This window comes from Mediterraneibacter glycyrrhizinilyticus (genome assembly GCF_015560805.1).
In the GTDB taxonomy this organism is placed as follows: Bacteria; Bacillota; Clostridia; order Lachnospirales; family Lachnospiraceae; genus Schaedlerella; species Schaedlerella glycyrrhizinilytica_A.
Map to the genome: position 1 here is coordinate 7315 of NZ_JADMSO010000009.1, position 15739 is coordinate 23053.

The following is a 15739-nucleotide window of genomic DNA, read 5'->3' on the forward strand; positions in this document are numbered from 1 at the left end:
TAATCTTCCACCGTATATTCCCCTTGCCTTTTTTCTCTTCGTGCTTCCGCTTCATAAGGAAGTGCAGATTCTTTTACATACATCGGCTCTTTTTTCTGAAATACCTGTTCCAGTGCACGTAATGTGTCATAACGTGGCGATGCAGTCACACCGCCGAATACTTTCTGCACCGTTCCGAGCGGAACTCCGGAAAGATCTGCAATCTGCTCGTAAGTATATCCTAATTCCTGCTTCCGCTCTCTCATCTGTTCGATCGTCATACTTGCCTTTCCATCCTTTCTCGTCTCCGATCTCTTATCCATTGAAATCCCTAATTTCTATCTTAATCCACCAACGAAAATGACCGGAGATATTCGTAGATCTCTCCAAAGTCCACCTTACACTGTCCCTCAAAAATCCCCACCGGAACTTCTGCGTCAAATCCAAAGAGTATCGGATAATTCTCATGTTCAAAATCATATATCAGTACTTTTTTCTTCTCCACATCCACCATCCAATACTCACGTACTCCGGCTGTCATATACTTCTCCAGCTTTATAAACATATCTTTTTTCCGTGTGGATGGAGAAAGGATCTCCACGATAAAATCCGGAGCCCCTACGATTGTATTTCCGGATAATTTGCTCACGTCGCATAGAATGAGTACATCCGGCTGCACGATCGTCTTTTCGTCACAGTCCAGCTGTACATCGATCGGCGCATACATCGGAAGACACTTTCCTTTCTGCTCTAAAATATAATTACTCAACAGTGTATAGATTCTCCCTCCTACAATCTGATGGATTCCCGTCGGCGCTGCCATATCGTAAAGTGCACCGTCGATAAGTTCCATTCGCTGATCTTCCGGCAGTGCACGATAATCTTCCACCGTATATTCCCCTTGCCTTTTTTCTCTTCGTGCTTCCGCTTCATAAGGAAGTGCAGATTCTTTTACATACATCGGCTCTTTTTTCTGAAATACCCGTTCCAGTGCACGTAATGTATCATAACGCGGCGATGCAGTCACACCGCCGAATACTTTCTGCACTGTTCCGAGCGGAACTCCGGAAAGATCCGCGATCTGCTCGTAAGTATATCCTAATTCCTGCTTCCGCTCTCTCATCTGTTCGATCGTCATACTCTTACTCCTCTTCCTGATTCATCTCACACATTTATGACTGTATTCCATCTTACTTACCTCTATCCTATCACTTATTCTTTCCATAATCAACCTTTCATTTCCATTTTACAATAATATTATTTCCATTTTGTAACCATTCAGAACAACTACCGGAATAACTAATTAATTTATTTAAATATGAACCATTAAAATACGAATCCCTCCTAGATATTAGTGTTCTTATCCACTAATCACCTACGAGGGATTCGCATTTCTATTTTCCATACTCTTTCTGTTTTTACTCTATAATTGTAAACAGATAAATATCATTTACCGCAAGTTCAGCTCCCATCACTACCTGTCCATTTTCATAGACATATTCTGCCGACTCTTTTTCCATCCTGGTTCGTCTGATGAGTTCTTCTTGCTCCGCAGGTTTTAAATCTTCCGGACTTCCCCATTCTTCCCACAATTTCAGTGGATTTCCATGTTCTTCATCGATCCGCTCCAGGAATACATTGTAAGGCTCTTTATTTAATTCAACGCAGATAGTCGCTTTCTCTTTTGGTAAATCCAGATTTTTCATCTTCTGCCGGAATAGCAAAATCTGGATTCTTCCATTCCCGGAAAAAGCCGCAACTCCAATCTCCTGATCTGTTGCTCCGTCGCCCAAATCCAAACGATTCTCCGCAAGATCATTCAGCATTTTCAACGCATAATACTGTGGCTTTGGCACTCCACTGTGAGTCATCAGTCCGAACCCTCCGTGGAACTCCTGTGGAAATTCTGAAAATTCTTCAAATATATCGGAAAAACACCAAATAGACGATCCGTCAATCAGAGGTTCCGTATCCAGAGCCACTTTCACAAGATAGGCCGCAACTTTCCTTGTGTCATTTGTGTATGCCGAAAAGATCGCATTCTCATTCCATTCTGAATAATATATTGGAAGCCCCTCAGCCTGAGACTTTACAACTGCGGCATTTTGCCGGAATCCGTTATTTGAAATGTCCGTCAATTCTGATTTATCAGGCATCATCTTCCTCAATCCGTCAAGTATACTACTATTTTCCATACCATCGAACAAATGTTCCATCAACTGCAAATCTGGCATTTCTGCCTGTGGATTTCCCTCTGCTTCAAGATCTTCCGTCGACTCTACGCCCCCGATCGGATCTCCGGCGTATTGATGGCTGGAAATAAAATCTACCGGTATCTCACGTTCTTTACAATATGCCATAAAACTTCCGACCCATTTACTTCCGGAAGCAGCCGGACCTCCGACACAAATCTTATCATCCACTTCCTTAATCGCCCGGGCAGTAATCTCATATAAATGGAAATATTGCTCTTTCGTCCCCGCCCAAAACACGAATACATCCGGTTCATTCCATACCTCAAACGGCCAGCTTTCCACTTCTTCCGCTCCATATCTGTCAATTAAATATGTAACGAACTTTTTGATAAACCCTATCCATTCTTCATCATCCCGCGGCGGCGCGATACATCCTCCATAGTAAAACGCACATTTTGCATCCGAAGAAGCCAGATGTTTTGGCATAAACGAAAGTTCCACATATGGTTTCATTCCACATGCAAGAATATTATCATAGACCATACCTATCTTGCGAAAAGATACCTGTACAAGTTTTTCAGCACCCGGAAGCGGCATTAAATCAGAATACTTCATAACCACTTGCATATCATCGTTAAAAATCCCATGAAAACGCACACGTTGAATCCCCAGTTCCTCATGAACTTGTTTTAATTGTCGCAGATAGTCTGCCCGTAATGCAAGCGGAGCATGACCACTCCCCACACAATATTGCCAATGTTTGTTTAATTGTGTTTTTTTACTGTTTTTTCTAATTTGAATTTCCATAATGTGTTCTCCCAAATCTTAAATATCTCTCCTATATGCTATGCCTCTTTCTTTATATGCTGCCGCTATTTCCTTTATTTCACGCCATGTTCTGCTCTCAATTTCTTTAAATCTTTCTCCAGATTGAAGAAAAGAAGAAGAATAAAGCTTATAACTGCAAGAGCCAACGGTATGTAATTGTAAATAATACTTATTCCTGTCATAACGTGATTTACAGTCTCAACTCCACCTGCAACATACTGCTCTATCGCTCCAGTTCCCTGTCCCATAAGTTCAGCCCAATCTGTAAATCCTCCTTCTGCAACCGCTTTTGTAAGCATATCAAATCCGCTCGCTGTGAGAATCACTCCCAGTAAAAAAGATGAGATACTTGTCGCAATCTTCTGTGCAAAACTGATAAAGGATGAATACATTGCTTCCGCAATGACACCTGATTTATAACTTCCATACTCCATACACTCGATCGTCACCTGTGAACCTACAAACGCAATCGGTATATTGGGAAGCTGAAACAGAAAATAGGAAATACACTGTACCGGCAGACTCTTTGGAATCAAAATTCTAATAATAATCCCTATTACTTCAAACACAACTGAAATTTTTACAATATTGATAACTCCATATTTTCTACAAAGCTTTGGCAAAAAGAATACAACCGGTAAAGCAATCGCCGACATCGCCATAACTGCAGAAAATGCCCCAAGGTTGCCAAATACATACTGAAAATAATACTGTCCACTGTTAAATGCTCCAAGAAGATTCATCATCAAAAAGAAATTCAAGATTGTCCACATAAAAATATATTTATTCTTTACAACGCTCTTTAAAAAGCTGGAAATGGATATCTTTTCTTGAACATCATCTTTTTTATAACCATAATACTGATTCAATTCTTCCTGTGTATATTCTTTACACATAAAGAAACATGCAATACTTGCTGTGATACCCATTACGCCGAATATCCCTGCAAGAATCATGAACCCTTTTTGTGATCCATGAAAAGCAGATATTACTGCCGGCAGCGCAATCTGCAATCCCAATGACCCTATTGAAAACACCGCTCCCCCAATTGTCATAATTTTTACCCGGTTATCATCTTTTACGATACTCCGCTTTAAATGTGTATCAAAAGCAACGCCTCTCATTGTCTCAAAAACAGCACTCGCGAGAGTTCCAAATAGAGTAATATAGATGACCAATGCAATATTACGCGAGTCGGAATCCATATTTGCAAACATCCCTGTCGGCACAAAGAAAATTGCCAACACACACAGCCATACCAAAACACCTGACAGGCAATACGGTCTTGCTTTTCCCCATTTTGTGTTTGTCTTATCTACAATCACCCCCATAAATAAATCCGTAACCGCATCTATCACCGCTTTCAACCCCATTCCGGATGCAATTGCAGCCGCTGTAAGACCTAAACTATTCGTACCGAAATAGGTAATCTGACCGATCAGCAGGCTGGATAGGATTGAACTTGCACGAGTTAAGGCAAATCCAAATGCTTTTTTCCCTGAGAATTTCTCATCTTCAACGTTTACTCTTACATTTTCTTTTATCATACTGTTCTCCTACTTCTCCACAAATTTTTTTACTATATAGAAGTGTACAATACCTTTTATCTTTCATTTAGCATCTGATTCATATAAGCCACCACTTCATCGAAGACATAAAATGCCTTAGTACTCTTAAAAATCATCGTCGTTGTATGTTGTCCGTAAAATACCCCGGTACTCTTATATACTTTATGAGGAACGCCTAACTGTTCCAGCTTTTCAGCCATTTTAAATGTATTAAACCGAAGTGAATCCAAACTTCCATATATCATATATGTAGGCGGATAATTTTCATTTATGTAAGAAAAAGGAAGCATTTTCTCCAACTCTTTCTTCCTGTTTTCTGCAAGTATTTCTTTCACTGGATATCCGGTAAATGCTTCTAACATCAAATCCACATCCGGGAATCCCTTTTCTGCCATATTTTTAAAATCGACTGCCCCACAATTAAACATATTCACCTTAACGTCAAATTTCGCATTCCGCATCTGTGGAAGCCCCAATTCCCCCAGAATCTCCTTATTCTTTGATATAGCCGAAACAAATGCCGCATAATATACCCCCGCTGACTCTCCACCTACTGCAATTCTATCTGTATCCAGATGATACTTTTCTGCATGGTCTAATACATAATCCACTGCGCGAATACACTGATTGATTGCCACCGGAAACTTTGCTTCCGGGGCAAGATCATACTCAATATTTACAACAAAATATCCACTATCCGCAAATTTACCACAGTAATTCCGCCTTGACTCCTTGTTTCCTGCAATCCATCCACCGCCGTGAATATAAAAGAATAGTGGTCGTTTAAGCTCTTTGCACGCTTTCGTATATATATAATCCAAACGTTCTCGTTTTCCCTCGCCATAAGAATGTTCTTCCACTGTTACATGATCCATAAAATCCGTTTTTTCGATGCTCCTTGCCCATGCATCCTGTTTTGACAGATTCTCTCTATTTTTTCTGACTCTTTCTTCCAGCGATTCTATTTTTTTATTTCTCATAGCTTTCTGCCTCCTTTCCAACAGAAATTTTGCTTGTATATTCAGCCATCTTCGCCTGCTCTTATCCTATTTTTCTACTATATTACAAATGTATACTTCCCAGCCTCTCTTTCATAAGTGCCGCATTTCTCAATTCGAATCTTTGCTTCACATCCGACCGGAATTTCTACCGTATATCTTATCTGCTCCCCATCCTTTTCCCATGCACAGCACACTTTTCCATACAGGCTCTGATATTCCAGTGATGCCTCTGTCAGACTTCCTCCCGGAACCGGAGCAATCTCAAATCGATTTTCTCCTGCAACTCTGATTCCGCAGACTGTATTAAAAATCCAGTCGCAGCATGCTCCATTCGAATAATGGTTCCGGGATGCCACACCATCCCAGTTTTCCCATACCGTTGTTGCTCCCTGTTTAATTTCGTATATCCAACTTGGATATTCTTCGTTTTCCAGCATTTTATATGCCGCTTCCGTATCTCCAGCCTCAGAAAGCATATTCAAAACAAACGGCGTCGATAAAAATCCGGTTCCGACATGGTAATTACTTTCTTCAACCATATTCTTCAAACCATCTTGTACATTTTTCGCAGACTGATCATTTATCAGCTTCAACGCCAGCGGTCGCACATATTGACACATTCTTTTCGATTCAACTCTATCATTCTTGATAAAATAGAACTGATATGCACGTTTCGCCTTTTTTGAAATATCGCCGTATCGTTCAGCATCGGCTTTTTCTCCGATTGCTTCTGCCATCTCTGACATACAGCGTAAGGAATAGATCAAATATGCGGTTGCCTCTTCAAATTTCGGAAATACCACATCCGTCGGGGAACTTCCCGGTTCATTCCATTCCCCAAAATGAAATCCGGTCGTTACAATATACCGCCTGTATTCACTGGGCACTAATTTCTGATCCAGTTCCGGATCGGAGGTATCTCCCATTCTGGAAATCATAAATTCCGCCAATCTTTTCATAGAATTATAGTGATCTTGTATCATCTGAATATCGCCAAAATGTTTCCAATAACGATATGGAATCAAAATTCCAGCGTCTGTCCAACCGCTCGATCCCTCTACAAACTCATTCATTCCCCCATGAGCCGCGCCACGCGGAACGATATTGTAAACCTTTCCATCCGGCGCCTGATCGTCAAATACATCCCGCATCCATTTTTGGAAAAATGCAGTAAAATCCATCAAATAGCATCCTGTATCGAAAAACAACTGCGCATCTCCCAACCATGGTGCACGCTCTCTGGTCGGACAATCGGTCGGCACATCCAGAAAATTTCCTTTCATGCTCCACAATGTATTCTTCACCAGTTGCTCCACATCAGACGAGGAGCAGGAAAATTTTGCCGTCACATCCATATCCGAATATACGGCAATTGCCTGAAAATGTTCCGGCTTCACCTCTTCCGGCCAGTTTTCCAATTTCACATATCGGAATCCCTGCACACAAAATTTCGGTTTCCAGTATTCTCTTTCACTGCTTCCGCATATATACACCACCGTCTGGAAACGGGTATCATCACAATAATCGGGAATAAAATCCGGACTGGTATCTTCTGTAATCAAATTATGAACGGTAAAGTTCCCCTCTTCATCCAACATTTCACCCATCTGCATTCTGGCTGTATGTCCCTTTGTTCCATGAATCGAAAATGCCATATAACCGGCAAGATTCTGTCCGAAATCCAATACGGTACTACCATCCGGCGTTTTCAGAACTTCAGGTACGAATGTCTCCTGTTCAAGTACCGGAACATTATTTGCCGAGCAAAGAATCGAATCCCATTTTGTCAATTTCGCTTTTCCTAGATAAGACGGAACACTTCTGCCCGAAACAGTTTCTCCGTCTTTCATGTCATTGAAGCGAACTGGTCCGTCATTCGACCATGCAAAATTAGTATCAGTTCCAACTGTAACTATTGTTCCATTCTTTTTCTCGATCTCCAATTGTCCAATCACACATGTTGTGTCTCCGTAAACACAGGTGGAACCAAATACTCCCATTTTTCCCCGGAACCACCCGTCTCCCAAAGAAATATCCCAGATATTTTCTCCCGATTTCAACAACGATGTCACGTCATATGTCTGATAATGATTTCTGACATCATAGCAGGACAATCCCGGTGTCATGACCTGATTTCCAACACGTTTTCCATTCAGATATGTTTCATATATTCCACATGCTGATATGTACAAACGCGCGCTTACCATATCTTCCAGATCTTCATTGAATACCTTTCGGAATTCATCTGCCGGATAACGCTCAGAAACCTTTGCTTCGTAATCTCCTGTAATCCACTGTGCTTTCCAGTCGGACTGTTCCAACAACCCCATCTCAAAAACAGCCGCTTCACTCCACTCTCCCGGTTCATCATTTTCATCCCAGATTTTTACCTGCCAGTACACCTTTTCCCGGCTCTTTAGTTCATCTCCGCCATAAACATGATGCTGCATATGATCAGACATGATTTTTCCGCTGCTCCATACTATACATGTTTCCAATTCCGCTTCTGTATGTGCCGCACGGATTTCAAAAGCAGTTTGCTTTATACTGTTTCCAGTCAGATTCCAGCCAAATCTTGGACGCCTAATGTCAATCCCTAAAGGATTTTCCAAATATTCTGTTCTCAATTTAATTGCTCGTAACATTTTTAATCACTCCTCTTCTGCCTGCAATGCCGCTCTTAATTTCTGGTTTTCTTCGCCTACACGAATCGATTTAAATGTGAAGAACATCAAAACCCCCACTACTGCCGGAATAATATTAAACATAAGGTTGATCATAATATGTGCAGACGTTGGCTGTACAGACTGTGCTCCATCATAATTCGCAATTCCTAACAAAAATCCCATAATCGCACTTGAAACACCCATTGCCGCTTTGTATGTAAAACCTGTCAATGCCATATAAATACCCTCTGCGCGAATTCCATTTTTCAGATAACTGTAATCCATACACTGAATTGTAATTTCCTGTCCCACAAGATTGATTCCTGTCAAAAGAAAACCTGCAAAAAAACTGGAAACACATAACAGGACCAAATTATTTCCAACCATTGCTCTTGCCGCAAATCCAATAGCTCCAATCAAAAACGTCGCTCTTGTAAAGTTGATCGGTCCGATTTTTGCAATAATCTTCGGATAAATCGGATATAACGGATACGATAAAAACGAAACCATACTAACTGCTGACATCAACGTTAAATCCCCAAGATTTGTAGAATAATAATAGGTTCCTGCTCCGTTAAACAATCCCATAGCAAGCATCGCAACCGCATACTGTGCCACATAAATTACCATATATTTATTTTTTATAATTGCACGCCCATAGTCTCTGAAAGAAAGTTTTGTTTCCTTTCCCTGTCCGGCTTTTTCCAGTCCCAATTCAACCAATTCATCTTCAGTAAATTCCACACAACAGAAAAATGTAATTGCCGTAGAAATACATCCGATAACAGCAAAACCAATCGCCAGCATTCTCCATCCGCCCGGCGTATTGTTTTTAGCGATCAATAAAGGTAACACCACAGCAATCACGATCGCTGCCAAGCTTACAAGCAATGATGTCATTGTTAATGTTTTTATACGGGCACTATCACTGACCGTTGTTCGTTTCAGCAGCACACCTTTACTTACGCCGATCAGTGTGTTAAATACTGCGTTACATAAATTATAAGTAACAAAAATCCATATCAGTTTTCCTATATCCGAAAATCGTTCCGGCGTTGAAAAAATAGCAACGACAGACACCCAATATAAGAAGCCGACCAGTACAAAAGGTCTCGCCTTTCCCCACCGGGTACGGGTGCGGTCGATCAAAGCCCCTGCCAACAAATCCGTAATCCCATCAAATACTCTTGAAAAAGCCAACACCATACCTATTGATACTGCGGACAGATACAAACTATCCGTCGCATAAAATGTAACGTAAGAAACTAACAACGCTCCCAGTGTATTCGTTCCATCCTGCAATGCATATCCTACTGCATTTTTCAGACTGAATTTCTGTGCCCTTTCCTGTAAAGTTAACTGTTTTTTCATGATAACTTCTTCTCCTTTACTCAAATTCCAATTGTAACGTATATGTAGGAATGTTCTCCGCTTTTATTTCTATTTCTGCTTTTCCGGGTTTTCCGGTATTTCTTACATAAAATCCCATTCTTCCCAAATATGTCGTATAACTGTTCCCTGTAAATTTTTCTTCTGTTACAGGCTGCCCGCTTCCGATTCCCAGCAGTTCTGCCTCCCCCTTTACACAGACTGTTACTTTTTTATCCTCCAACATCTTTACAATCTTCTCATCATCTGTAAGTTCCACAGAGACGAACGTCATATCTTGTCCATCTGCTTTTAGTGTTGTTTCTTCTGGAATCACGTTGAATATCGTCTGATCCCCTGCTGTTTTTAATATCTGATTTCCGATCCGTTTCCCCATATTATCATATGCAATTGCTTCAAGACTTCCCGGTGTGTATACAGCCTCATATTTTACTTTACAATATCTCAGTTCCTTTTTTCCAAGAGATACTCCATCCTGAAAAAGTTCTACATATGTTCCGGGACTATACACTTCTATCTCCGCTTTTCGCCCGTCCATTCCTTTCCAACTCCAGCTTGAAACTGCATCCGTTCCCCGCCATGTTCCAAAAAAGAAGTCCTCTCCGGAATGATTTACCGGTCTTACGGCTATATATGGTTTTTTATACTGCCCCCAGGCAATTGCCGCATGATACCCCTCTGTTTCCATATGTCCAAGTAAATCAATCACACCACATCCTCCGCTTATGCATGGGTACGGTCGATTAAAACCGCCTTTACTCTGACCATAAATCGGAACTCCGATTCCCGCTTCCCCGAGATAATCCATTGCCGTCCACATAAAATCCCCGATAATAAAATCATTCTCCTGAATCATTTGCCAGCGTTCAGCAACAGACTGCGGATAGGTCTCCGTTCCGATCATGATTCGATCCGGATTCCATTTATGATGCGGCATGTAACAATTATCTGCATAATTATATCCCGCAATATCAACCGCATCCAGACATGGCTTCAAAAGTTTTTCCACCTTTTTCGGTTTGCCCATCCATCTTGAAATAAACGGAGCCGCTGTCGCAATCATATTCGCTAACAAACTGGCAGTTGCCTGTGCGTTTTCTGCCTCTTTATATGGATCTACAACATCTTCTCTGGAAGAATTTGATCGATTCATCGCTCCGCCCATAACCGAAACCACCGGATTGATTCCACTGATCGTCGGCCTTGTATTGTCATACTTATGACAGCATTCCGATAATAATCGGCTGTATTTCACGCCGTCCGGATTTCCTGTATCTGCAATTTCATTTCCGATGGAATACATGATTACCGATGGATGATTCCGATCCTTTAACACCATTGCTGATAAATCTTTTTCCCAATCTTCCTCAAAATACAAACCATAATCATAATCTGTCTTTTTCATCTTCCACTGGTCAAATGCCTCATCCATCACATAAAGTCCTATTTTGTCACACGCTTCCAACATCGATTTGCTGATCGGATTATGTGCTGAACGGATCGCATTAAATCCTGCCTCTTTCAGTATCTTTGCTTTCCGGAATTCAACTTTTTTGTATGCACAGGCTCCCAGGATTCCATTATCATGATGAATACATCCTCCTCTGAGCTTGACACTTTTTCCATTGATCTGAAAGCCTTTTTCAGCAGACCACTTCAATGTTCTGATTCCTGTCACGATTCTTTGCTCATCCAGAACACGACCATTCTCACTTAGTCTTACATACACGCTGTATAAATCAGGATGTTCTGCATTCCAAAGCTTTGCATCCTGAATTTCGATTCTGCAATCTGCGCCTGTTCCCTCCGCGACAAAATGTTCGTTGCCACTTTGATCTAACTCACAAACTTGAATAGATATGCCGCATCCTGTTAAGTCTTCCATTTCAGTTTTTATACGAAGCACCGCCGGTTCAATAGATTCTGTGATTACTCGGATTCCATGAAAAGGAAGATGTTTTTTATGACCAACTATTAAGTTGACATCTCTGTAAATCCCGCTTCCGGTATACCATCTGCTGTTTGGTGTCTGTGAATTGTCGGCAATCACCTTAATTTCGTTATCTTCTCCTATTCTTAGTTTATCTGTCAGATCCACATAAAAGCCCGTATATCCATAATTCCAGCCGCCAACTAATACATCGTTCAAATAAACGGAGGATTTCATATATATCCCCTCAAATTCCAAGTAAATCGCCTTGTCTTTATATTCAGGATTCCCAAATAATTTTTTCTTGTACACATATCTGCCTCCCGGAAAGAATCCGGCTGCTGCGCCGTTTTTCATTCCCGGAAGTCTTTTTTCCGTAAGCATTGCATCATGGGGCAGTTGTACAATATGCTCTCCGTCATTATGTATATCATTATAAAAAAGCCAATTGGAATTAAAATTCTCTATAACCATAATATACTTCTCGTCGCCTTTCTCCATTCTTTCCTTTTATGAACAGCACTGCTACCTCATTCCTAAATAAAGAATATCTATACTTCCACTCCCATGATAAGTCATACATATGTCTCCTTTTTTTATATTCACGATATCCATTGAACAAAATGCCTCAAACTCCGTCCATTCCGCTGCTGCTTTTACAGGAATCCGTACAAATTCCTGTTCATTTACACTTACAACAATCTCCCCATTTCCTGTTCCTCGTATCTTTACAAAAAATCGGCTTTCCGTTCCATCAAATGCCATATAACGATATCCGGCTTTTGCGCCCTCCTGCATATTTGCTATATAGGGAATTTCCACATCTTCCGTCTCTGCAATATAAGGATCTGCTTCACTGTATTTAAGAAATTGAAACGGAACAAACGGATCCATTTTCTTTTTCTGCAATCTCCATGCAATGTAAGCCGGATACGTTCCTTTCATTGGAAATGCATCTTGATTCATTCCATTCGACGTCAGCTCTGCCTGTATAAAACCGCCATTCTCATCCTTGTAAATCTGTTCTACACATCCTTGCCGTGCATAAGGGGTCCGATTAGAGTTACGATGATAAAAAATATAATATTTTTCCGCCATCTTCAATAAGCTTCCATGATTATTTCCCCAGTAATTCATCGGTTCCTGACAATTTTCCTTTTCCGGAAATATATCTGCATTCGATACAAGTACTCCTCCATAAACAAATTCCCTGTCCGGATAATCACTCGTCGCATAACATAATAAATGAGTATTCGGAAGTGGAGAATAGATAAAATAGTATTTTCCATCCATCTTACGAATAGAAGATGCTTCGAAAAAACGATTCTCCTCAAATACATTTTCCGTGTTTGACGTCACGATTTTGGGCTTTCCTTTTATAGTCAGCATATCTTTTTCTAATTCGTAAACCATAGCGCCTTTCATTTGTCTCCCATTTACTTCCGAAATCGGCAATCCCTGTCCGGAATAAAGATAGATTTTTCCATCGTCATCTATAAGCACCGCCGGATCAAACTGGTAATCATCTCCCTGTGTTGACCCGATCACATGCCCATCCCGATCTTTCACATGTCCGTAAAAAGTATATTTTCCAGCCGGTTGTTCACATACTGCCACGGAAATAACCATACTCCCCTCTATAGAATAATACAGATAGTATCTCCCGTCTGGTCCTTGTGCCACATCAGGTGCATAATAATCCTTTGTTCCCTCCGGATCGTATGGATCCTGTCCTTTTTCTAAAATAACTCCCTCATACCTCCAGTTTCCCAGATCATTTAAGGCAGCCGACCAGCCTACATAACTTCCTGTACAATACCGGTCGGATCCTAGTTCATCATGAGATCCAAACACATACAGTCTGTCCCCGAAAATATGCGGTTCACCATCCGGTACATGTTCTTTGCCGGGTAAATATGGGTTACATGCAAAATCTAGTTTTTTCACACTCGTGTACCTCCTGTTTCAATCTTATCAAACATATTATCCCTGCATTTTATTTTACTGTTTTCTTCAAATTTTTGAATAAACCATATACCAAATGTCTATTCTTATATGAATTTTTTCCCGCTTTCTTATCTCTCATGAAACTAATCTTGTAATTTCTTCTAAAATATCTTACACTGAAACAGTACAGAAATTCCGTATTGGAGGAACAATTTCATGAATGAACTTAGTATCGAACAGACTCGTAATATTCTTCAAAATTTAACAAATCTGGAAATTTCCTATATTGAATATTCCAAATCTCCAAAAGACTTTGGAAAATATCAGAATTTTCTGGAATATTTTAATAACTATATCATCAAAAGTAAAAAATTGTATCGTTTTTATTTTCCGGCAGATTTAACGAATGAAACGATTCCTTCAACAAAAAAAATCAGTGACTTAGGTGAAATCACTGATTCTATGAATATTTTACCCGGATATGACTTTTCCGTGGCCAAGTATTTTAATTTTCCAAATGCATTGCGACATAAATGTAATTACTTTTCTCTGATTTATTTGTTTGAGGGAAATGGAGAATTGACTTTGGATAAAAAAACTTTTCAGATGCAAAAAGGAGATTTTTATCTGATTCCGCCCGCAGTATATTATGCCGTACAGCTCACGCTCGACAGCCTTTGTATCTGTTTCAATCTCAGACAGTCATTTGTCGCGGCAGAATACAAAAATATTTTCCATGAGGATCCTCTTATCACACAGTTTATCACAAGTTCACTTGCTCCTGAGCATACAATGACTTACCTGTTACTTCGCACAACCAACAGCAAAATGATCTATACACTGGCTTTTTCAATTTTCACGGAATATATCAATCAGTCAAAACACAGTAACAATGTTATGAAAAACTTACTTTCGCTTATGTTCGCCATCATTCTTCGCGATGACAAAACGATTATGGATGCCTCTATTAAAACAACAAAACTTGACCAGCAGTATCAAGCAATCATCAATTATTTAAAGCAATACTATCAAACTGCTGATTTATCTTCTCTGGCTGAATATATCCATTTCAGTAAACAATATATATGCCGGATTGTAAAAGAAAAAACAGGAGATACATTTAATACTTTATTAATTAAAATCCGATTGGAAATGGTAGAACAATATTTACTGGAATCCCAACTGACAATGGAAACCATTTCTGATTTGTGCGGATTTACAGCACCATCTCACCTGAGCCGCGTATTCAAAAAACACTATGGAATGTCACCATCTCAATATCGAAAGGAACATCAGGCTTAACCCGTCGGAAAGTTCCTCGTTTCGAGGAACTTTCCAGATCTGTTCTTATATCCGCTCCACTCAGCTTCTAACTGCCGCTTCCAGAAATGCCGCGCATCCCTCCACTTCTTTATCATAATAAAGACGGAACCGTTCATCACAGATATACATATCAGCGATCGCTGCATGCGCTTCTTTCGTATACTGCTTCCATGTCTTTCCAAGCCATTCTTTATGAAGCAGCACGATGCGCTTTCCCCTCTCACTTTCCGGAGTCTCGCCTGCCAAAACCGCTTCTTTCAGCTGGATCTTGATCTCTTCTCCGAGATTTTGAAATCTCTCCCAGTCTTCTTCCGACATATCCAGCACTTTTCTGTTTGCCGCATCCAACTCTTCATCTCCGTATTTCTCCCTTATCTCCGCTCCGTACCTTTCTTCATTTCCCTTCACTACACGTTCTTTAAACGCCTGAAATCGCTCTTTATCACTCATTTCACATTCTCCTTTCATTGACCGGATCGTCTGCTCCACTGTCCGGATCAGAGACTCCACATGTGCCTTCTGTTCCTCCAGTTCCCGGAGATGTTCCTTAAGCGCACGCATAATATCAAAATCATCCTGATACAGGATCTTCCGGATCTGTTTCAGATCAAATCCGCGCTCTCTGTAAAACAAAATCTGCTGCAGAAGCGCCAGCTCACGCTCTCCATAATAGCGATATCCCGCTTCACTGATTTCTGACGGTTTCAGAAGACCGATCTCATCATAATACCGCAGAGTGCGTGCACTCACTCCCGCCAGTTCCGATAATTTCCGAATACTATACTTCAGCTTCACGTTCTCATCTCCTTTTCAACATACCTTAAACCGATAGCTGCGCGCGATTTCCTATCGGCTTGAAATCAGCATATCACTTGACGTTACGTCAAAGTCAAGAAAGTTTTTACAAGTTTTT

11 protein-coding genes are annotated in these 15739 nt (G+C 40.6%); 1 reads left to right on the forward strand and 10 read right to left on the reverse strand.

What is annotated here, in order from left to right:
- From I2H87_RS09865 to I2H87_RS09905, 9 genes are all read right to left on the reverse strand, one after another.
- Window positions 1-260: helix-turn-helix domain-containing protein (locus tag I2H87_RS09865; protein ID WP_195609881.1), on the reverse strand; the 260-nt coding region annotated here is incomplete at its 3' end.
- Between the two features lie 62 nt (window positions 261-322).
- Window positions 323-1117, reverse strand: coding sequence for a Uma2 family endonuclease (locus tag I2H87_RS09870; RefSeq protein ID WP_054703555.1), 795 nt, complete (start codon window positions 1115-1117; stop codon window positions 323-325).
- 280 nt (window positions 1118-1397) lie between these two features.
- On the reverse strand, window positions 1398-2981 hold the full coding sequence (locus I2H87_RS09875; RefSeq protein ID WP_117550318.1) for a GH39 family glycosyl hydrolase: 1584 nt from the start codon (window positions 2979-2981) through the stop codon (window positions 1398-1400).
- A 74-nt stretch (window positions 2982-3055) separates the two neighbouring features.
- Window positions 3056-4549, reverse strand: coding sequence for an MFS transporter (locus I2H87_RS09880; protein ID WP_054703551.1), 1494 nt, complete (start codon window positions 4547-4549; stop codon window positions 3056-3058).
- A gap of 56 nt (window positions 4550-4605) precedes the next feature.
- A complete protein-coding gene (locus I2H87_RS09885) occupies window positions 4606-5550 on the reverse strand; it encodes an alpha/beta hydrolase (protein ID WP_054703550.1) in 945 nt (314 codons plus the stop codon).
- Between the two features lie 77 nt (window positions 5551-5627).
- Entirely contained in the window at window positions 5628-8216 is a 2589-nt protein-coding gene (locus tag I2H87_RS09890; RefSeq protein ID WP_195609846.1) for an alpha-L-rhamnosidase, read from the reverse strand.
- Between the two features lie 6 nt (window positions 8217-8222).
- Window positions 8223-9608: an MFS transporter gene (locus tag I2H87_RS09895; RefSeq protein WP_117550322.1), complete on the reverse strand. Its 1386-nt coding sequence runs from the start codon at window positions 9606-9608 to the stop codon at window positions 8223-8225.
- 16 nt (window positions 9609-9624) lie between these two features.
- A complete protein-coding gene (locus tag I2H87_RS09900; RefSeq protein WP_195609847.1) occupies window positions 9625-12030 on the reverse strand; it encodes a glycoside hydrolase family 2 TIM barrel-domain containing protein in 2406 nt (801 codons plus the stop codon).
- 51 nt (window positions 12031-12081) lie between these two features.
- A complete protein-coding gene (locus I2H87_RS09905; RefSeq protein ID WP_054703542.1) occupies window positions 12082-13503 on the reverse strand; it encodes a family 43 glycosylhydrolase in 1422 nt (473 codons plus the stop codon).
- 216 nt (window positions 13504-13719) lie between these two features.
- Between I2H87_RS09905 and I2H87_RS09910 the strand changes: the two genes are divergently transcribed.
- Complete coding sequence (locus I2H87_RS09910; RefSeq protein WP_054703541.1) at window positions 13720-14805, forward strand: AraC family transcriptional regulator; 1086 nt, start codon at window positions 13720-13722, stop codon at window positions 14803-14805.
- Between the two features lie 60 nt (window positions 14806-14865).
- Here the strand turns inward: I2H87_RS09910 and I2H87_RS09915 are convergent, their stop codons facing one another.
- Window positions 14866-15621: a MerR family transcriptional regulator gene (locus tag I2H87_RS09915; RefSeq protein WP_330611544.1), complete on the reverse strand. Its 756-nt coding sequence runs from the start codon at window positions 15619-15621 to the stop codon at window positions 14866-14868.
- Between the last annotated feature and the right edge of the window lie 118 nt (window positions 15622-15739).

What these genes read in the sequence shown, in the direction of transcription:
- I2H87_RS09880 (WP_054703551.1), bottom strand. Translation starts at nt 4,549, where the DNA reads ATGATAAAAGAAAATGTAAGAGTAAACGTTGAAGATGAGAAATTCTCA.
- I2H87_RS09910 (WP_054703541.1), top strand. Translation starts at nt 13,720, where the DNA reads ATGAATGAACTTAGTATCGAACAGACTCGTAATATTCTTCAAAATTTA.
- I2H87_RS09890 (WP_195609846.1), bottom strand. Translation starts at nt 8,216, where the DNA reads ATGTTACGAGCAATTAAATTGAGAACAGAATATTTGGAAAATCCTTTA.
- I2H87_RS09895 (WP_117550322.1), bottom strand. Translation starts at nt 9,608, where the DNA reads ATGAAAAAACAGTTAACTTTACAGGAAAGGGCACAGAAATTCAGTCTG.
- I2H87_RS09900 (WP_195609847.1), bottom strand. Translation starts at nt 12,030, where the DNA reads ATGGTTATAGAGAATTTTAATTCCAATTGGCTTTTTTATAATGATATA.
- I2H87_RS09870 (WP_054703555.1), bottom strand. Translation starts at nt 1,117, where the DNA reads ATGACGATCGAACAGATGAGAGAGCGGAAGCAGGAATTAGGATATACT.
- I2H87_RS09875 (WP_117550318.1), bottom strand. Translation starts at nt 2,981, where the DNA reads ATGGAAATTCAAATTAGAAAAAACAGTAAAAAAACACAATTAAACAAA.
- I2H87_RS09885 (WP_054703550.1), bottom strand. Translation starts at nt 5,550, where the DNA reads ATGAGAAATAAAAAAATAGAATCGCTGGAAGAAAGAGTCAGAAAAAAT.